Raw genomic sequence first — 18,755 nt, 5'->3', positions numbered from 1 at the left:
CGACGCAGAGAATCAGCGCAGATCCGGGAAATCTTCTTCCCAATACTCGTCGGGCAGGCGCGCGGGTTCGGCCTCGCGCTCCATTTCGCGGCGTCGCAATTCGACGCGGCGAATCTTGCCGGAGATGGTCTTGGGTAATTCGCTGAATTGCAGGCGCCGAATCCGCTTGTACGGCGCGAGCTTTTCGCGCGAGAACGCGAAGACGGCGCGCGCGAGTTCGGGGCCGGCTTCGTAACCCTGGCGCACGGTGACGAACGCCTTGGGCACCGACAGACGCAGCGCGTCGGCGCTCGGCACCACGGCGGCCTCGCCGATCGCCTCGTGTTCGATCAGCACGCTTTCGAGCTCGAACGGACTGAGTCGGTAATCGGATGATTTGAAGACGTCGTCGGCGCGGCCGACATAGACGTAGTAGCCGTCGTCACGGCGCAGCGCCACGTCGGACGTGCGGTAGAAACCGTTGCGCATGGCTTGCGCGGTGGCGTTGGCGTTGTTCGCATAGCCGGTCATCAGACCGAGCGGCCGTTGCGCAAGTGGCAGCGCGATTTCGCCTTCGGTGACGGGCTGGTCATCGGCATCGATGAGCTCGATCGTGTAGCCTGGCAGCGGACGCCCCATCGAACCGGCCACCACCGGCTGGCCCGGCGAGTTGCCGATCTGGCAGGTGGTCTCGGTCTGGCCGAAGCCGTCGCGAATCGTAATGCCCCACGCGTGCTTCACACGCTCGATGACCTCGGGATTCAACGGCTCGCCGGCACCGACGATTTCGCGCAGCTTGACCGGATAGTCGCTCAGATGCTCCTGCACCAGCATGCGCCAGACGGTCGGCGGCGCGCACAGCGTGGTGATGTTGAAACGCACCAGCGCGTTCAGCGTGTCTTTCGCCACGAAGCGCGGAAAGTTGAAAACGAACACACAGGCCTGCGCATTCCACGGCGCGAAGAAGCAGCTCCACGCGTGCTTGGCCCAGCCCGGCGAGCTGATATTCCAATGGATGTCGTTCGGTTGCAGACCGATCCAGTACATGGTCGACAGATGGCCGACCGGATAGCTTTGATGCGTGTGTTCGACCAGCTTGGGCTTCGAGGTGGTGCCTGATGTGAAGTACAGCAACATCGGGTCGGTGGCGAGCGTGACGCCTTCGGGCGTGAATTGCGGCGATGCGTCATAGGCTGCGGCCAGGTCGATCCAGCCGTCGCGCGGCGTGCCCACCGACAGGCGCGTGAGCGGCGCTTCGAGCGCATCGAATTTGCCCAGCTCCGCGCTATCGACCACGGCGAAATTCGCGCCGCCGATCTGCACGCGATCGCGCACGTCATCGGCGGAAAGCTGGGTGGTGGCGGGCAGCACGATCGCGCCGAGCTTCATCGCCGCGAGCATCACGTCCCACAGTTCGACGCGGTTCGGCAGCATCAGCAGCAGGCGGTCGCCGCGGCCCACGCCCACGCCGCGCAGGAAATTCGCCATGCGCGCCGAGCGCTCCGACATCTGCGCGTAGGAGAGACGCAGGCCGTCGGTGGCGGGATCGTCGACGATCCACAGCGCCGGGTTGTCGTTATCGCGCGCGATCACGTCGAAGTAGTCGAGCGCCCAGTTGAACTCGCCTAGTGCCGGCCACGCGAATTCGCGGTAGGCGCGGTCGTAGTCGGTTCGATGGCGCAATAACAGGTCACGCGCGTCGAAAAAGGCCTTCGCTGCAGTCATCGTCGTCTCCAGTTGGCGCGGTGTATCCGCTTCGCTTTTTTGTCCCGCTGCTGCACTGCTATCTACCCGGCGGCCAGGCTATTTTGCACTCAAATGCCGCTTCATTTGCATTTACACATGCCGCGCGATCACCATCCGCTGCACCTCGCTGGTTCCTTCGTAAATCTGCGTGATACGTGCATCGCGATAATGACGTTCCACCGCGTAGTCCTCCAGATAACCATAGCCGCCGTGAATCTGGATCGCGTTCGAGCAGATTTCCTCGGCCAGTTCCGACGCGAACAGCTTCGCCTGCGAAGCCTCCGACAAACACGGCTTGCCCTCCGTGCGCAGCCGCGCCGCGTGATGCACGAGCAGGCGCGCTGCATTCAAACGCGTGGCCATATCGGCGAGCATGTTGGCGATGGTCTGATGCTCCTTCAACGCTTTGCCGAACTGGATGCGTTCGTTTGCATAGAGACGCGCGGCATCGAACGCGGCGCGCGCGATGCCGACCGCCTGCGCGGCAATGCCGATGCGCCCGCCTTCCAGATTCGACAGCGCGATGCGCAAGCCCTCGCCCGGTTCGCCGAGCAGATTGGCTTCCGGCACGGCGCAGTCGTCGAGCGAAATCGGACAGGTGTCCGAAGCGCGAATGCCGAGCTTATGCTCAGGCTTGCCGACGTTGAAACCCGGCGTATCGGTCGGCACGATGAAGGCCGACAGACCGCGCTTGCCACGGTCGGGATCGGTCACAGCGAAGACGATGGCGAGGTCGGCGCGCGAGCCGTTGGTCACGAACTGCTTGCTGCCGTTGAGAATCCACTTGCCGTCGCGCAGCACGGCGCGGGTGCGCAGATTGTTCGCCTCTGAACCGGCCTGCGGCTCGGTCAGGCAGAACGCGCCGATGCGGCGGCCGGTTGCAAGATCCTGCAGATAGCGGTCTTTTTGCGCTTCGGTGCCGAAGTTGAGGATCGGCCCGCAGCCGACCGAGTTATGCACGCTCATCAGCGTGGCGCAGGCGGCGCAGCCGGCGGCGATCTCTTCGAGCGCGAGCGCATAGGCCACGTAGTCCGTGTAGGAGCCGCCCCATTGCGCCGGAACGATCATGCCGAGAAAACCGAGTTCGCCCATCTGCCTGACGACCTCGGCGGGCAGTTGCGCGTCGCGATCCCATTGGCCCGCGTGCGGCGCGAGCTGTTCGGTGGCGAAGTCGCGAGCCGCGTCGCGGATCATCCGTTGTTCGTCGGTGTAGAAGCTGTCCATGGCGCTCGGTCCTGTGCTGTGCGTTTGATCGCGGCTGGTTGGCCGCCCCACGTTCGGGTCTGTGAGGCCAGGCGGAGCGCGATCGGTCGAGGCCCAGTGTAGGCAAGCCGACCGGCAGGTTCGATGCTCAGCCCGATCATTCTCACTGAGCGCATTTGCCATACTGGTACGATATGAATCCACATAAGTACACGATTTCAGGCACTTGGCGAATTGCCACAAGGAAAATGTTGAGCGCTTTTGCCAGCTTCACCGTCAAACCGGATACGCATGAAAAACGATAAAGGGACGATTTCCGTCAGCATGGTCGAGGAAGCGCTCGCGCTGGCGCGCTCGCGCGGCCTCGACGCGCTGCCGCTCGCCGAAGCCGCCGGCATCGCCGCACCGATGCTGGCGTCGCCGAAAAGCCGCGTGTCGTCGGCGCAATACGGCGCGCTGTGGGCCGCCATTGCCCGCGCGCTCGATGACGAGTTCTTCGGCCAGGATTCGCATCGCATGAAAAGCGGCAGTTTCATCGCCATGACGCAGACCGCGCTCACCGCGCGTCACGGCGCGCAGGCGCTGGCGCGCGCGGTCGGCTTCATGCGGCTGGTGCTGGACGATCTAGGCGTGCAGATCGAAACCGATGCGCAGCGCGTCCGTCTGCGCTTCGTCGAAAACAACGACGCGCCGCCGCCGGCCATGTTCGCCTATGCGACCTACTTCATCCTCGTGTATGGGCTGTTGTGCTGGCTGGTCGGGCGGCGCATTCCGCTGCTCGAGGCGCGCTTTCGCTGCGCCGAACCATCCGCCGCGCACGAGTACCGGCTGATGTTCTGCGATCACATGAGCTTCGAGCAGGCCGAGTCGTACGTCGATCTCGCGCCGGCGTTTCTCGAGTTGCCCGTGATCCAGACGACCAAGTCCGTCAAACCCTTCCTGCGCGACGCGCCCGGCAGCTTCATCGTCAAGTACCGCAATCCCGGCTCGCTCGCGGCGCGCGTGCGCAAGATGCTGCGCGCCATGCCGATGGCCGGCTGGCCCGCCGCCGATCAGATGGCCGAACGCCTGCACGTCGCCGAGGCCACCATGCGGCGGCGTTTGAAACAGGAAGGCTATACCTACCAGTCGATCAAGGACGACCTGCGGCGCGATATCGCGATCGGTGAGCTGCAGGACACCGACCGCACCATCGCCGACATCGCGACCTCCGTTGGGTTTGCCGAACCGAGCGCGTTTCATCGCGCGTTTCGCAAGTGGACCGGCATGCGGCCGACCGACTACCGGCCGGCGCGCGCGGATTTCACGCGCAAGGCGGAATCGGACTAAGCTGTAAGGAGCAGGCCAGCCTTCTTTGGGGTATCGGCCCGCGTCAGCCGATACATGTCGGCAGGGCGCGGCAGCCGTCAGCGATGAGCACGTATCCACGTCTCCCGTTCCGGCAGTCCGGCTCGCGCATGTCGCTTATCCGCGGCGATATGGTGGGCCGGTTGATGCGCGGCATGACCGTGCTCGGCATGCTTTTGGCGTTTGGGTTCGCGTCGTGCGAATCGAATGTGCCGCTGCGCGCCGCCGTCGCCCCCAACAGCGTCGTCGTCATTCCGGTGAACGGCGCGGTCAGTCCGGCCAGCGCCGACTTCATCGTGCGCAGCCTGCAGCGCGCCGCTGAAGATCGCGCGCAGCTTGCCGTGCTGCAACTGGACACACCGGGCGGGCTCGACACGTCGATGCGGCAGATCATCAAGGCGATTCTCGGCTCGCCGGTGCCGGTCGCCACCTTCATCGCCCCGAGCGGCGCGCGCGCGGCGAGCGCCGGCACGTATATCGTCTATGCAAGCCACATTGCGGCGATGGCGCCGGGCACCAATCTCGGCGCGGCGACGCCGATCCAGATGGGCATCGGCGGCGCCGAACCGCCGGGGGGCGGCGCAACGCCGGGGTTGCCGGGTGTTGGCGGTGGTGCGGGCGGTGGTAATGCCGGCGCTGCGGGTAACGGCGCTGGCGATACCGGCGCCGGCAACCCAACGAAACCCGCAGCATCCGCGCCCGCTGGCTCCGCCAGCGCCCTGCCGCTCGACACCCAATCGACCGAAATGCGCAAGCAGGTCCACGACGCCGCCGCCTACATCCGCGGCCTCGCGCAGATGCGCGGACGCAACGCCGACTGGGCCGAGCGCGCGGTTCGCGAAGCCGTGAGCCTGTCGGCGGCGGATGCGCTCGCGCAACACGTCGTCGATCTGAATGCGCGCGATGTGCCCGACCTGCTGCGCCAGGTCGACGGCCGCACGCTCGTCACGAGCGCGGGCAACGTCAAGCTCAACACAGCCAACGCCCCGATCGTCACGCTGGAAGCCGACTGGCGCAGTCACTTTCTCGCGGTAATCACCGATCCCAACGTCGCGCTGATCCTGCTGATGATCGGCATGTACGGCCTGTTCTTCGAATTCGCCAATCCGGGCTTCGTGCTGCCCGGCGTGGTCGGCGCGATCAGCCTGCTGCTCGGGCTGTTCGCGATGCAGATGATGCCCATCAACTACGTCGGCCTCGGCCTGATCTTTCTCGGCATCGCTTTCCTGATCGGCGAGGCGTTTCTGCCGACTTTCGGCTCGCTCGGCTTCGGCGGCGTGGTCGCGTTCGTGATCGGCGCGCTGATGCTGATCGATACCGACGTGCCCGGCTACGGCATCCCTCTGCCGATGATCGCCGCCGTGACCGTGTTCAGCGTGGTGTTCGTGCTGGGCGTTTCGCGGCTCGCGCTGAGTGCGCGGCGCCGTCCGGTGGTGACGGGTTCGGAAGCAATGATCGGCAGTGTGGGCGTGGTGCTCGACGGCGGCCTCTCGCCTGCGGACCTCACGGCGGACGGCGCGCTGGGCGGTTGGGCACAAGTGCATGGGGAACGCTGGCGGGTGTCCAGCACGGCCCCGGTCGCGGCGGGCCATGCGGTGCGCGTCACCGCGCGGCGCGGCCTGACGTTGACCGTGGTGCCCACGGAAGCACGACAACAAGGAGAAAGCTCATGATCGGTTTCACATTCGGCTTCACCAGCATTCTGATTCTGCTGGTGGCCGCGCTGATTGCTTCATCGATACGGATTTTTCGGGAGTACGAACGCGGCGTCGTGTTCATGCTCGGGCGTTTCTGGAAGGTCAAGGGGCCCGGCCTCGTGCTGATCATTCCTATCGTGCAGCAGGCCGTGCGCATGGATCTGCGCACCGTCGTGTTCGACGTGCCGCCGCAAGACGTGATCACGCGCGACAACGTCTCGGTGAAGGTCAACGCGGTGGTGTATTTCCGTGTGGTCGATCCGGAGAAAGCCGTGATCCAGGTGGCGCGCTACTTCGAGGCGACCAGCCAGTTATCGCAGACGACCTTGCGCGCGGTGCTCGGTAAACACGAACTCGACGAACTGCTCGCGGATCGCGAGCAACTGAACGCCGATATCCAGAAAGTGCTCGATACCCAGACGGATGCGTGGGGCATCAAGGTGTCGATCGTGGAAATCAAGCACGTGGATATCAATGAAACGATGATCCGCGCGATTGCCCGCCAGGCCGAAGCCGAGCGCGAGCGGCGCGCCAAGGTGATTCACGCGGAGGGCGAATTGCAGGCCTCGCAGCACCTGCTGGAAGCGGCGCAGACGCTGTCGCGCCAGCCCCAGGCCATGCAGTTGCGCTACCTGCAAACCCTCACGACGATTGCCGCCGACAAGAACTCGACGATCGTCTTCCCGCTGCCGATCGACCTGCTGAGCGCTGTGTTGGACCGATTCAGCAAGCCGTCGGCACCGTAAGCCGCAGGATCATTCAGCCCGGTTTGATTCACTGGGCGAAATGGTGCATTGCCTTCAATCGCCTTACTCGAAATGCATAGCAAAACTAGAATGTCGGGGTCGTTTTTAACCGCTCCATAGGAGCTCGTCATGAAAATCGTTTCTTTAGCTGGACTCGGCGCGCTGTTGGCCGCCGTGAGTATGAGCACCGCGTTTGCGCAGTCGGCGCGCCCTTACGATCCGTCGGCGCCGAAAACGCGCGCCCAGGTGAAAGCCGATCTGGCCGAATGGCGTGCCGCCGGCTACGATCCGCTCGACTGGATCAACTATCCGGATAACGCGCAACGCGCGGGCCGCATCGTCGCGGCACGGCGCGCGCAGGAATCGGGTGGGACGATGACGCAGTAACGCGAGCCACCGCGCGGCATGCGGGGCTGCCTGCGACCGCAACGGTCGCGGGCGTGGTCGGGCTCGCATGCCTTTCCTGGTTTTCTGCTTTACCCCTTCCCCGCAACATCGTAAATTCGCTTGCCGCGCCGCTCTGCGCGCTGGCAAGGTATCATCTCGCCCCTTCGACAACCCGCTGCCGGAATCCCAACCATGTCAATCTGGGTTGACGCCGACGCCTGCCCCGTCGTGATCAAGGACATGCTGTACCGTGCCGCGCGCCGCACCAACACGACGCTGACGCTGGTCGCCAATTCGTTTCTGCGCGTGCCGCCGTCGCCGCTGATCCGCGCGATCCAGGTGCCGGCCGGCTTCGACGCTGCCGACGATCTCATCGCCGAACGCGTCGTCGCGGGCGATCTCGTGATTACCGCCGACATTCCGCTCGCCGCCGCCGTGCTGGCCAAAAACGCGCAGGCGCTCGACCCGCGCGGCAACTGGTACACGCCCGGCACGATCGAAGAACGGCTGCGCATGCGCTCGATGCTCGACCAGTTGCGCAGCAGCGGCGTCGATACCGGCGGGCCTGCGGCCTTCAGCCAGCGCGACAGCAAAAGCTTCGCGGGCGAACTGGACCGCTGGCTCGCGCGCCAACGGCCGCAGCCTGATGCATCGGCGCCACAATCTCCCGACGAACCGCCCGTCGAATGAGCCTTTACACGGCCGCCGAGCCACACAATGCGGCACGCCGCCGCCAATCCTGACTACAATCCGGCCGTGGCCCCGCGCCCTAGCCCGGCGACGCGGCGCCTTCATCGCTCCAATCACAACAAACGCTTTCTGAACGACGAGAGACCCGCCTCATGGACTCCATAAAACGCTACTTCGGCTTCGAAGCCGCCGGCACCAACCTGCGCACCGAAGTGCTCGCCGGACTGACCACCTTCCTGACGATGGCTTACATCATCTTCGTCAACCCGGCGATTCTCGGCGACGCCGGCATGCCGAAAGACGCGGTGTTCGTCGCGACCTGCATCGTGGCCGCGCTTGCTTCGCTGATCATGGGTCTCTACGCGAACTATCCGATCGCGCTCGCGCCGGGCATGGGGCTGAACGCGTACTTCGCGTACACCGTCGTTAAAGGCATGGGCTTCACCTGGCAGGCCGCGCTCGGCGCGGTGTTCATTTCCGGCTGCCTGTTCCTGATCGTCACGCTGTTTCGCGTGCGCGAGGTGATCGTCAACGGCATTCCGCATTCGATACGCATTGCCATCACCGGCGGCATCGGCCTCTTTCTCGCGATCATTTCGCTGAAGTCGGCGGGCGTGGTGGTGGGTAATCCCGCGACGCTCGTGACGCTCGGCGACCTGCACAACCCGCACGTGATTCTCGCGGTGATCGGCTTCTTCGCGATCGTCACGCTGGACCATCTGCGGGTGCGTGGTTCGATCCTGATCGGCATCGTCGGCGTGACCGTGCTGAGCTTTTTCTTCGGGGGCAATCAGTTTCACGGCATCGTCTCCGCGCCGCCGTCCATCTCGCCGACGCTGTTCCAGCTCGATATTCGCGGCGCGCTCTCGGGCGGCGTGCTGAACGTGATCCTCGTGTTCTTCCTCGTTGAACTGTTCGATGCGACCGGCACGCTGATGGGCGTGGCCAATCGCGCGGGGTTGCTGGTGGAAGGCAAGATGCATCGGCTGAACCGCGCGCTGCTCGCCGACAGCACCGCCATTCTGGCCGGCTCGATGCTGGGTACGTCGTCGACCACCGCTTATATTGAAAGCGCGTCCGGCGTGCAGGCCGGCGGCCGCACGGGCGTGACGGCGATCACCGTTGCCGTGCTGTTTCTCGCGGCGCTGTTTTTCGCGCCGCTGGCAGGCGTGGTGCCCGGCTATGCGACGGCGCCGGCGCTGCTGTACGTGTCGTGCCTGATGCTGCGCGAAATGCTCGACCTGCCGTGGGACGACGCCACCGAAGTCGTGCCGGCCGCGCTCACCGCGCTGCTGATGCCCTTCACCTATTCGATCGCCAATGGCGTCGCGTTCGGCTTCATCTCGTATGCGGGCCTGAAGCTGTTGACCGGCCAGGCGCGCAAAGTGAAGCTGGTGGTGTGGATCATCGCGGCGATTTTCCTGTTCCGCTATTTCTATCTCGGCAGCGAATAGGAACACGGGCGCCCGTGAGCCGAACTCCGGTCTGGATCAACGGCGGTTTATTGACGGTGCCCATTCGGGTCGGGCACCGTTTATCATCCGATGATTCATAAAAACGATCGACCTGGACACGGGAGTCCCCTACATGTCTTACAGCCGCACCTCGGACCGCTATACGGCGCCCGCAATTTTCTTCCACTGGGCGATGTTTCTGCTGATCGCGCTGGCTTATCTGGCGATCGAGATTCGCGGGCCAAAGGGCAGCGACAGCCGCGCGTTCTGGAGCAGCGTGCATTTCTGGTGCGGCACGCTGGTGCTGGGACTGGCCTCATTGCGTCTGCTGTGGCGATTGTGGGCCGGCGCGCCCGCCGAAGTGGACAGCAACCGGCTGCTCGCCTTTCTGGCGCGGGCCGCGCATCTCGCGTTGTACGTTTTTATCTTCGTTCAGCCGTTGCTCGGCATTCTGATGATCAACACCGGCGGACATCCGGTCACGCTGGCGTGGGTCAACATCAATTACACGCTGGTCGGCGCGGATCCTGTTGCGCGTCCGTTGCTCAAGACGGCGCATGAGTGGCTCGGCAATGCGTTCTATTGGGTGATTGGCTTGCACGCGCTGGCGGCGATCGCGCATCACGTGGTGCTCAAGGATCGGACGCTGCGGCGGATGATTTGAGCGCGAATGCGCTCAAATTCGCACATCGGCGGCGTACATGGCCGCGGACGCTTTGAAAGGGTTCGGTGCCGCGCGTTGGTTTCCCGGGCTTCTGCTTCTTGCGCGGCTTTCCCTGCTTGCGGCGTTGACCGACTGGAGGTTGGAAACGCCTTCAGTCAATTACGCCAGTTGGCCTCGTAAAAGCGCACATAGCCGCTTCTCAGCACGAGACATTGCGCTCTCGTTTCCGAGATCAGGCGGCGCGTAGCGGCTTCGATCCGGGCGCGATGCGTGTCGAATGCGCCGACCATGTCCTCCAGACGCGGCGATGCGGCGCCGTAATGGTCTTCCAGTGCCTCCGCCGTGATCATGCATTCCACCCTCTGCCCATCGACCATCGCCGGGAACGCCAAGGTGAGTTCGCGACCTGAATATTCAGGAGTTTCATTCGGGAATAGGATCTGCATGGGTGTTCACCTGGAAGGTAGGTGCTGCGCATGGTGTAGCCGGGTAGTGCGCACGCCGGTTGCGTCTGATCGCGTCGCTAGCGTCAACCTCCTTGTCCAATGCCGACGACGCGGGCTCGTCACCTGAATGGGGCAGCGCAATAGTTCGCGGCCCGCGGAGGTGATTTGATTCACTTTAGACGAGTTCGGCCACGGCGCAAGTTTTCCTTTCCGTTTGCCTGATTTTGGTGCCGTGCGCGTTTTTTTGAGGCATGCCGCGCCGGCGCCTCCGTTTTTTCCCTGCCGTGTGCAGCACGATTCGTCCTGTAATATCGGTGTTCGGCCGTGCGCGCGCATGTTGCGCTGCGGCATCGAGCGGAGGGCTATGTACCCGCCGTATCCGATTCACCGGAGACATGCCTTGACCCAACGTTCCGTCACGCCGCCCGCTGTCGGCCGGCCCGCTGTCATCGCGCAAGCTCACGCCCGCTCGCTCGAAATCGGCTTGCGCGCGTCGGAGACGCCGGACTTTCATCCGCTGCCGCGGCCGGCGCTGCGTGAACTCGTCGAGCGCAATCAATCGCTGTTTACGCATGCGCTTCCGGTCATGGAGACGCTGCATGCGCAGATCGTCGATACGCAAAGCATGGTGCTGCTCACCGACAATCACGGCGTGATCCTGCATAGTCTCGGCGACAGCGACTTCGTCGAAAAGGCCAATCGCGTCGCGCTGTGTCCGGGCGTGTCGTGGGCCGAGGCGGATCGCGGCACCAATGCGATCGGCACCGCGCTGGTCGATGCGCAGCCGACCGTCGTGCACGCGGGAGAGCACTTCCTGCACGCCAACCGGATTCTCACCTGCTCGTGCGCGCCGATTGCCGATCCGTTCGGACGCACCATCGGCGCGCTCGACGTGAGCGGCGACACGCGCGGCTTTCACAAACACACGCTCGCGCTCGTGAGAATGTCGGCGCAGATGATCGAAAATCATCTGTTCTCCAATCAATTCGCCGACGCGATCCGCGTGCACTTTCACGCGCGCGGGGAATTCATCGGCACGCTGTTCGAAGGGCTCGCGGCGTTCGCGCCGGACGGCACGTTTCTGTCGGCCAATCGCAGTGCGCTGTTTCAATTCGGGCAACCGCTCGGCGAACTGCAACGGCAGCCGTTCGATGCGCTGTTCGGCATGGCCTTCTCGAGGCTATTGCAGCAGATCGCGCGCGCACCCGGTGAAAACATTCTGTTGACGCTGCCAAGCGGCGTGCGCGTGGTGGCGCGCGGCGAATATGCGCTGCCGCGTTATGTCGCGCCGTCGGAGAGTTTGGCCGGCACGGCGGCACGCGCGCCATTGTCCGGCGACGTGCGTCACACGTCGCGCTACGGCGATCCCGCGCCCCTTGCCACTTTAGAAACGCTCGATACCGGCGACGCGCAAGTCGCCGCGATCCTGCGGCGCGTCGCCAAGCTGCGCGGCCGCGATATTCCGATTCTGGTGCTCGGCAAGACCGGCACCGGCAAGGAGTGGCTCGCGCGCGCCATCCATCACGACTCGCCGCGCCGGGCCGCGCCCTTCATCGCGCTGAATTGCGCGTCGTTGCCCGAGACGCTGATCGAGGCGGAGTTGTTCGGCTACGAAGACGGCGCGTTCACCGGCGCGAAGAAACGCGGCAGCGTCGGCAAGATCGTGCAGGCCGACGGCGGCACGCTGTTCCTCGACGAAATCGGCGACATGCCGCTCGCCCAGCAGGTGCGCCTCATGCGCGTGCTGCAGGAGCGCAACGTCGTACCGCTCGGCGGGACGCGGGCGATTCCGGTGGATCTGCGCATCGTCTGCGCAACGCACCGCAACCTGCGCGCAATGATCGAAGCCGGCACGTTCCGCGAAGATCTGTATTACCGGATCAACGGACTCGTCCTGACCTTGCCGGCGCTGCGCGAGCGCACCGATCTTCGCGCGCTCGTCACGCGCATGCTGGAATTGCAGCCCGATGGCGAACGCTTGCCGCGTCGCGTGTCCGCCGACGTGCTCGAACGCTTCGCGCAATGCCGCTGGCCGGGCAATCTGCGGCAACTGGCCAACGTGTTGCGCACCGCGAGCATCATGGCCGAAGGCGCTGACCAGATCGAACTCGATGATTTGCCCGAGGACTTTTTGCAGGATTGCATCGACACCGCGGCTGAGCCGTGCGCGCAGTCGCCGGCAACGCGTGCGGGCTCTCGGTTCTGCGATGAGGTCCGCGCCGCGGCGCAGACACAAGGGCAGCCGGCGACCAGCAAGATGGAGGCATGGCAGGCCACGCTGATTGCGCAAACGCTCGAACGGCTCGACGGCAATGTGTCGGCGGCGGCGCGTGAGTTGGGCCTGGCGCGCAATACGGTGTACCGGTATTTGCGGCGTGGCAGCTCGACTCATTGAAGACGCGGCGGGAAAGGCAACTGAAGCGGCAACGTGTAAAGTGTGGCGCAATCGCAATCCGTCACAGACTCACACGATGTCCGACTCCACCCGCCCGCCTCTCGTTCGTGTCGAGCCGCTCGGCTACAGCTTCGAAGCGCCCGATTCGCTGACGATTCTCGAAGCCGCCGGCTTTGCGAATCTGCGTTTGCCGCGCTCGTGCCGCAATGGGACGTGCCGTACGTGTTTGTGCAAAATGACGGCGGGACGCGTGCGCTACACGATCGAGTGGCCCGGACTCAGCCGGGAAGAAAAACAGGAAGGCTATATTCTGCCGTGCGTAGCGATCGCGGAATCGGATGTAGTGATCGAAGCACCAGACGCGGCCGAACTACCGCCGCTCAAGTAGAACGCGGCGCATCCGCGCCGCGCACCCAGTCTTACCGCCCATTACCCATCGCCCGGGCGATTTTTCTGTCGGTGTTGTACTGGCTCAGCGCATACACCGACCAGATCGCGGCCGGAATCCAGCCGATCAACGTGATCTGCAGGATCAGGCAGATGATGCCCGCGATCGGGCGGCCGATCGTGAAAAACTGGAACCACGGCAGAATGATGGCAAGCAGAAGACGCATGCAGATTTCCTGTTGTTGATAGCGATTAGTTGATCGGTGCGAAGCGCGGCACCTTGGCGCCGTCGACTTCGACCATTTCGAAAAATACCGAAGCCGGACGCGTCCAGATCGTACCATTGGCCGCTTTGTAGACGATCATCGTGACCGTCGGATCCGACTCGAGCGTGGCCTCGCAAACCAGTTCGTAAAGCCCACCTTTGTAGTGCCGGTAACGCACCATTCCTTTCTCCCTGAATCGACCCATCTCGACGAAAAAGCACGGCAACGGCTGAACCGTCAGCCGCTCTCTTTCATCTGCTTGAGAATTTTGTAGACAGTTGCGCGCCCCATCGTCAGCACGGCGGCCACGTAGTTCGCGGAACTGCGGCCGCGAAACGCGCCTTGTGCGTGCAGCGCCTCGACGATTTCCCGCTTGTGCTCCCGCGTGAGCGCATTGATGCCGATCTGCCGCTCGCGCAGCCACGTGTGCAGATACGTGTTGATGCGGTCCTGCCAGTCGTCGCGGAACAGTTCCTCCGCGGGCGCGTCCGTCAGATTGCCGCCTTTGATGAACAGATCGAGCGTGGAACGCACGTCTTCGAACACCGCGATATTGAAGTTGATGCACAGCATGCCGGCCGGCTTGCCGTCGTCGTCGAACAGGATGTTGCTCACGCAACGCATGCGCCGGCCGTCCCAGTTGAGCTTTTCGTACGGGCCGATGGTCCGGCCGCGCGCCGCGTAATGGACTTCGTCCAGCACCGACGGCCCGCCGACTTCGAGCTTGGACAGGTTGTTCACGAGGTAGGCGATGGTCTGATCGCGCAGGTCGTGAATCACCACTTCGGCACACGGGTAGAAAAGCGCCGCGATGCCATCGGCAATGGGAGCGTAGCGCTCGAGCAGCAGGTCTTTCACAGGAGACACGTTTGGGTTGCGCATGGAGCAGTCGCAGTGTTCGAAGGATGCGGCAACTCGCCATTGTAGCCACCCGGCCCGAGCACGGCGACCATGACGCCGGGCACGCCCGCAAAAAACGAACGCTGATGCGCTTCTTCACGCGGCGAATTTTGTCCGCTTGGCGAGCGAATTTTTTTCGTGCGATAACAGACCCATCTATTTCACGGAGCAACAGATGGCCACGCTTGAAGCGTTTCGCGCCGTGCTCGATGACGAAGGCACGCCGGAAATCATCCGCAATCACATCATCGATTCGCTGCAATACACGCTGCGCAATCACGGACAGATCTTCACGTCGAAGGAAGTCGAATGGCTGGCCGGCTGGGATGACGCCCGCATTCCGCTGGCTGCGTCGCGCGAGCTGCAGAAGCGTGTCGCCGAAACTTCCCGCTGAAGCAAGAGTCTGTTGATCGTCCAGTGCCCGCGCCGTGACGGCGCAACCCCTCACCCGGCGTGCCGCTCATACTCCGGCATGCCGGCCGCGACCGCTGAGTCGCCCTCGAAGCCCCGCCTGCCGGGCGGTTTGCCCCTGCGTGGAACTTTTTGCTATCCAATTAGCCCCATTTAGTGCATCATATTGGAATAGCTGTGCCCCGCATTCGCATTACCAGGCAGCAACCGGCTTGACCAGGCAACATCAGGCAACGCTGGATAGTCCCAAACCGGCGTCTGCGCACCACCCCCGACTGTTCGACCGCCGCCTGTCGGCGATCCCGTCACTCCGGCAATGCGTCGCATGCATTAGCCGTCGCGAGTTGTGCAGCTGAGTGTTCAGCATTTACGCGCCCGGTGTCCGCGCGACATCAGCGTGTTTCTTCTCCATCGAATCCGCGATTTTGCGCGGCCGCGCTCAAGCCCTTGCCAGTGGGCCTGTGCCAATCTTTTTCCATGGCGGCGCGCCCCAGGGTGCTGCGCTGCCCGGCCTGTCGTGTCGCGCGTAACACGCGTGACACGCCGGCCACGTATTACAGGACACGTGCTTCATGAATTCAGTTGTCAAGACGTACAAGGGATATGAGATTCACCCGCTCGTCTATCCGCGCCGCCCGGCGGACGGTCAGACGAGCCGCAATGCGGACGCCGGCTACGACGCGTCGGTGCGCATCTGCCGCGTGGGCGCCAATGCGTCCGCCGACGGGCGTGTGTTCCGTCTGCAGTACCTGTTTCCGTTCGACGGCACGGGCAAGGCGCGCATTGCGTGCATGGCCCACGCCGAACAATTGATCGACGGCCGTGTAGACGGCCAGTCCGTCGCCGATCTTTGAGCGGTATTATCGGCACATAGGCCGGTACCGCACTACGGCGGGCTCGAAAAGCCCGCTTTTGCCCCCATCTGATGTTGTGCTGCCCGGCGTGGGCGACCAACACCCCTTATCCCATCGACCAGGAGTTATGCATGGCGAAAGAAGAACTGCTTGAACTTGACGGTATCGTCGACGAAGTACTTCCGGACAGCCGTTACCGCGTGACGCTCGACAACGGCGTCGTGGTTGGCGCTTACGCGTCCGGACGCATGCGCAAGAACCACATCCGTATTCTCGCGGGCGACCGCGTGACGCTTGAACTGTCGGTCTACGACCTGACCAAAGGCCGGATCAATTTCCGCCACAAAGACGAGCGCGCCACCGGTGGCGGCGGTGCTCGCAACACGCAATTCCGTCGCCGTTAAGTCCGGCGGCACGCTGACCGCGCCCTGCACGGTCCTGGCGTGACCCATTGCGATGAGTTGTACGCGAAGCCATTCGCGCGCCTTCTCCGGCTTGACTCGCTGATCCATTGATTCGAGCCTGAGCGGCGCGCTGCGGCATCGCTTTGCCGCAGCCTGGTTTTGCTTGAATTTCTCTGGCACTGGCGCTTTCTGTTGCCAGCGGGGTTTCACCCCGTCCTCGCTTCCCCATAAGCACGCTTAACGCCCGAACACCGCACCGAGATCTTCTCCGGCGGCGTTTTTGCGCACCTGCTCGACTACCCGCTCCTCCAGTTCCGCCAGATGTTCGCGCATAGCCGACAGGGCAACATCGAGGTCGCCCGCATCGAGTGCGTCGATGATTTGCGTGTGTTCGTCCGCGGAGCAGGTCGAGCCCTTTGAGGGGTCGAACAGCGCTTTATACAACTCGGTCTTGGCGACCAGTTGGCCGACCAGCCCGAGCAATTCCGTGCCGCCCGCCAGCTCCGTCAGCAGCACATGAAACTGGCCGGCAAGGCGCACGGATTCTTCGACGGCGCCCGCGCTCGTTGCCTTCTCCTCGCTGCGCACGTGCGCGCGCAAGCGCCGCTTGCGCGACGCGCTCAACGCCCCGCACAGAGCCGCGACGATGCCCGCCTCGACGATCTGCCGCGCGCGATACACCTGGCGAATGTCCTCTTCCGACGGCGACGGCACGAACGCCCCGCGATTCGCCTCCAGCACCAGCTTACCCTCGAAGCCCAGCCTCGCCAGCACCTTGCGCAGCGCGCCACGCGTGCAGCCGAACGCGGCAGCGAGATCGCGTTCGACGAGTTGCGCCCCCGGCCGCAACCGCCCTTGCAACAACGCCGCGGTAATGGACGCATAAATGCGCTCTTCGACGCTGACCGCATCGTCGTCGCGTGCGGCTTGAACGGGCGTTTCGGTGTCGGCAGGCGACGAACGGCGGGGACGTGGAGCCATGAATTCAGTGGTCGGGAACGGAGCGATATCGGCAGGCATTCTAGCGGCATCGGCTCCGGCCGTCAGTCGCGCTCTTATTGGCCCGTGTTGAGCACAACCCTGAATCGTGCAGCGCCGCTCATCATCCGGTCGTAGGCGTCGGCGGCTTTGGTTAGCGGGAATTCTTCGATCATCGGCTTGATGCCCGATAGGGCGCTGAAGGCGAGCGTGTCCTGAGAATCCGCTGACGTACCAGACGGCCAGCCTTGCACCGAATTGCGCCCCATGATGAACTGCGCGATCGGCACCTCGACGGGCTCTTCGGAGAGACCGACCATGATCAGCTTGCCGTTCAATCCCAGGCCGCCCACCACGGCGCTCATTGCCTTGCCGCTGGTGACGGTTGCAAGAATGATGCGAGCGCCGCCCAGCGCCTGCAGCGCTTCTGCGACGTTCGCCGCCGTGCTGTCGATGTAGTGATGAGCGCCCAGCTCTTTCGCGAGACTTGCCTTGTCCTGCCCGCGCGCGATGGCGACCGTGACGAATCCCATCTTTCGCGCGAACTGCACGCCGAGGTGGCCGAGTCCGCCGATGCCGAGCACGGCGACTACATCCCCGGCGCGCGCGCCGCTGTTGCGCAGCGCGTTGAATGTCGTGATGCCTGCGCACAGAAGCGGTGCGGCATCGACATCGGAAAGATCATCTGGAATGCGCGCCAGCGCTTCGACCGGGGCCACCATGAACTCGGCATAGCCGCCGTCGTAGCTGATGCCAGGCACGAGTGCGTGCTTACACAAAACAAAATCGCCGCGACGGCAATGCTCGCACCGGCCGCAATGTCCGCCGTGCCAGCCGACGCCGACGCGCTGCCCCGCCGTCCATCCTTCCACGCCCGCGCCGACCGTATCGATGACGCCTGCAATCTCGTGTCCAGGCACCCGCGGATATTCGAGACCCGGCCACTGCCCTTCTTTCGTCAACACGTCACTGTGGCAAATACCGCACGCCTGGATTTTGATGAGCACCTGTCCGGCGCCCGGTTCCGGCACGTCCCGTTCGACGAGTTCCAGGGGCCCGCCAGCCTTTGCCACCTGCACTGCCTTCATCGTCCGCATCGCTTTCCTCCTTATGCAAGAGACGAACGCGAGTTGACCGAGCCCGGTTCGCAGATTTGCCTTCGACGTCGCCCTCCGGTCAAGCGCTCAGCTTACGCCAAATTTTCGGCGGCGCGACCCGGCCTCGCCGATCTTGCGAGCGGCGTTGAGTCTGTTTGGAACGGGTCGTGCAATCGGAATCGGGGTGGGCGAGTTCAACGTGATTGGCGTTAAAAAAAGCCGCTTTCCAGGTCTGCGAACCGCGTCGGGTGCCAGCCTGTGGCTGTGGGCGCGGGCGCGAGCACTCAATTCGGAAATCGATCCGCAGGTGGCGAAGCTCGTTCAAGCGCTGGGTTTTAACCCCCGGCCCGCTTCGCGTCGTGGCCAGCCTTCTTTAGTGCCTCGACGACTCGCTCGCAATGATCGCCCTGCACTTCGATCACGCCATCCTTGACCGTCCCGCCTGAACCGCAGGCCGTGCGCAACTGCTTGCCTAGCGAGGCCAGGGCTAGAGGATCGAGCGCGAGCCCCTTCACGAGCGTCACGCTTTTCCCGCCGCGGCCCTTGGTTTCCCGAGACACTCGCACCACGCCATCGCCCATCACCCGTGTTTTGGCGACCGTCTTGCAGACACATTGCGCGAGTGCCCGGCTGCATTCGGGACACATTCGCCCACTGTCGGTGGAATAGACAAGGCCGCCTTTCGAACTACTTTTCATGATTGG

General features: G+C 63.9%; 21 protein-coding genes. 12 read left to right on the top strand and 9 right to left on the bottom strand.

Translation table 11 applies throughout. The features are described from left to right. Positions 1 to 12: 12 nt before the first annotated feature. Both PQR54_RS06710 and PQR54_RS06705 read right to left on the bottom strand, forming a co-directional pair. Complete coding sequence (locus PQR54_RS06710) at positions 13 to 1,704, bottom strand: AMP-binding protein (RefSeq protein ID WP_408244616.1); 1,692 nt, start codon at positions 1,702 to 1,704, stop codon at positions 13 to 15. Positions 1,705 to 1,815: 111 nt separating this feature from the next. Further along, positions 1,816 to 2,949 carry an acyl-CoA dehydrogenase gene (locus tag PQR54_RS06705; RefSeq protein WP_408244615.1) on the bottom strand — a complete coding sequence of 378 codons (1,134 nt, stop codon included), beginning with the start codon at positions 2,947 to 2,949 and terminating at the stop codon, positions 1,816 to 1,818. 270 nt (positions 2,950 to 3,219) lie between these two features. Between PQR54_RS06705 and PQR54_RS06700 the strand changes: the two genes are divergently transcribed. From PQR54_RS06700 to PQR54_RS06670, 7 genes are all read left to right on the top strand, one after another. Beyond that, entirely contained in the window at positions 3,220 to 4,257 is a 1,038-nt protein-coding gene (locus tag PQR54_RS06700) for an AraC family transcriptional regulator (protein ID WP_408244614.1), read from the top strand. Between the two features lie 83 nt (positions 4,258 to 4,340). Further along, entirely contained in the window at positions 4,341 to 5,948 is a 1,608-nt protein-coding gene (locus tag PQR54_RS06695; RefSeq protein WP_408244613.1) for an NfeD family protein, read from the top strand. Continuing rightward, positions 5,945 to 6,718 (top strand): slipin family protein, encoded by a 774-nt coding sequence (locus tag PQR54_RS06690; protein WP_408244612.1) that lies wholly within the window; start codon positions 5,945 to 5,947, stop codon positions 6,716 to 6,718. The genes PQR54_RS06695 and PQR54_RS06690 overlap by 4 nt, the downstream gene beginning before the upstream one ends. Positions 6,719 to 6,847: 129 nt before the next feature. Beyond that, on the top strand, positions 6,848 to 7,105 hold the full coding sequence (locus PQR54_RS06685; protein ID WP_408244611.1) for a DUF4148 domain-containing protein: 258 nt from the start codon (positions 6,848 to 6,850) through the stop codon (positions 7,103 to 7,105). 192 nt (positions 7,106 to 7,297) lie between these two features. Then, the gene (locus PQR54_RS06680) at positions 7,298 to 7,795 is read left to right on the top strand and encodes a YaiI/YqxD family protein (protein WP_408244610.1); all 498 of its coding nucleotides are present in this window, start codon (positions 7,298 to 7,300) and stop codon (positions 7,793 to 7,795) included. A gap of 152 nt (positions 7,796 to 7,947) precedes the next feature. Then, positions 7,948 to 9,249 carry an NCS2 family permease gene (locus PQR54_RS06675; protein WP_408244609.1) on the top strand — a complete coding sequence of 434 codons (1,302 nt, stop codon included), beginning with the start codon at positions 7,948 to 7,950 and terminating at the stop codon, positions 9,247 to 9,249. Positions 9,250 to 9,382: 133 nt separating this feature from the next. Further along, complete coding sequence (locus PQR54_RS06670; protein ID WP_408244608.1) at positions 9,383 to 9,913, top strand: cytochrome b; 531 nt, start codon at positions 9,383 to 9,385, stop codon at positions 9,911 to 9,913. Positions 9,914 to 10,068: 155 nt separating this feature from the next. Here PQR54_RS06670 and PQR54_RS06665 read toward each other — a convergent pair whose 3' ends face one another. Then, positions 10,069 to 10,359: a DUF1488 family protein gene (locus PQR54_RS06665; protein WP_012427513.1), complete on the bottom strand. Its 291-nt coding sequence runs from the start codon at positions 10,357 to 10,359 to the stop codon at positions 10,069 to 10,071. 400 nt (positions 10,360 to 10,759) lie between these two features. On the opposite strand from PQR54_RS06665, the gene PQR54_RS06660 reads away from it, so the two are divergent. Both PQR54_RS06660 and PQR54_RS06655 read left to right on the top strand, forming a co-directional pair. Beyond that, positions 10,760 to 12,754 (top strand): sigma-54-dependent Fis family transcriptional regulator, encoded by a 1,995-nt coding sequence (locus PQR54_RS06660; RefSeq protein WP_408244607.1) that lies wholly within the window; start codon positions 10,760 to 10,762, stop codon positions 12,752 to 12,754. Between the two features lie 76 nt (positions 12,755 to 12,830). Continuing rightward, a complete protein-coding gene (locus tag PQR54_RS06655) occupies positions 12,831 to 13,142 on the top strand; it encodes a 2Fe-2S iron-sulfur cluster-binding protein (protein ID WP_134464075.1) in 312 nt (103 codons plus the stop codon). 31 nt (positions 13,143 to 13,173) lie between these two features. Here the strand turns inward: PQR54_RS06655 and PQR54_RS06650 are convergent, their stop codons facing one another. The 3 genes from PQR54_RS06650 to PQR54_RS06640 are packed head-to-tail and all read right to left on the bottom strand — an operon-like array spanning position 13,174 to position 14,289. Next, a complete protein-coding gene (locus PQR54_RS06650) occupies positions 13,174 to 13,368 on the bottom strand; it encodes a YqaE/Pmp3 family membrane protein (RefSeq protein WP_408244606.1) in 195 nt (64 codons plus the stop codon). 25 nt (positions 13,369 to 13,393) lie between these two features. Then, positions 13,394 to 13,588, bottom strand: a complete 195-nt coding sequence (locus PQR54_RS06645) for a DUF1653 domain-containing protein (protein WP_408244605.1) — start codon at positions 13,586 to 13,588, stop codon at positions 13,394 to 13,396. Positions 13,589 to 13,644: 56 nt separating this feature from the next. Beyond that, entirely contained in the window at positions 13,645 to 14,289 is a 645-nt protein-coding gene (locus PQR54_RS06640) for a helix-turn-helix transcriptional regulator (RefSeq protein ID WP_408244604.1), read from the bottom strand. 193 nt (positions 14,290 to 14,482) lie between these two features. Between PQR54_RS06640 and PQR54_RS06635 the strand changes: the two genes are divergently transcribed. The 3 genes from PQR54_RS06635 to infA all read left to right on the top strand — a co-directional run bounded on the left by PQR54_RS06635 (position 14,483) and on the right by infA (position 15,976). After that, positions 14,483 to 14,701: a hypothetical protein gene (locus PQR54_RS06635; protein ID WP_106277571.1), complete on the top strand. Its 219-nt coding sequence runs from the start codon at positions 14,483 to 14,485 to the stop codon at positions 14,699 to 14,701. 589 nt (positions 14,702 to 15,290) lie between these two features. After that, positions 15,291 to 15,572 carry a hypothetical protein gene (locus tag PQR54_RS06630; RefSeq protein WP_408244603.1) on the top strand — a complete coding sequence of 94 codons (282 nt, stop codon included), beginning with the start codon at positions 15,291 to 15,293 and terminating at the stop codon, positions 15,570 to 15,572. A 131-nt stretch (positions 15,573 to 15,703) separates the two neighbouring features. Next, complete coding sequence (infA, locus tag PQR54_RS06625) at positions 15,704 to 15,976, top strand: translation initiation factor IF-1 (protein WP_012427521.1); 273 nt, start codon at positions 15,704 to 15,706, stop codon at positions 15,974 to 15,976. Between the two features lie 237 nt (positions 15,977 to 16,213). Here the strand turns inward: infA and PQR54_RS06620 are convergent, their stop codons facing one another. From PQR54_RS06620 to PQR54_RS06610, 3 genes are all read right to left on the bottom strand, one after another. Further along, positions 16,214 to 16,957, bottom strand: coding sequence for a GntR family transcriptional regulator (locus tag PQR54_RS06620; RefSeq protein ID WP_408244602.1), 744 nt, complete (start codon positions 16,955 to 16,957; stop codon positions 16,214 to 16,216). A 74-nt stretch (positions 16,958 to 17,031) separates the two neighbouring features. Continuing rightward, positions 17,032 to 18,051 carry an alcohol dehydrogenase gene (locus PQR54_RS06615; RefSeq protein WP_408244601.1) on the bottom strand — a complete coding sequence of 340 codons (1,020 nt, stop codon included), beginning with the start codon at positions 18,049 to 18,051 and terminating at the stop codon, positions 17,032 to 17,034. 335 nt (positions 18,052 to 18,386) lie between these two features. Beyond that, entirely contained in the window at positions 18,387 to 18,749 is a 363-nt protein-coding gene (locus PQR54_RS06610) for a translation initiation factor Sui1 (protein ID WP_408244600.1), read from the bottom strand. Between the last annotated feature and the right edge of the window lie 6 nt (positions 18,750 to 18,755).

The sequence above is a fragment of the Paraburkholderia phytofirmans genome (assembly GCF_046028095.1).
GTDB classification, from domain to species: Bacteria; Pseudomonadota; Gammaproteobacteria; order Burkholderiales; family Burkholderiaceae; genus Paraburkholderia; species Paraburkholderia phytofirmans_A.
The sequence above is the reverse complement of the archived record's forward strand: the minus strand, read 5'-3'. Positions and strand labels throughout refer to the sequence as shown.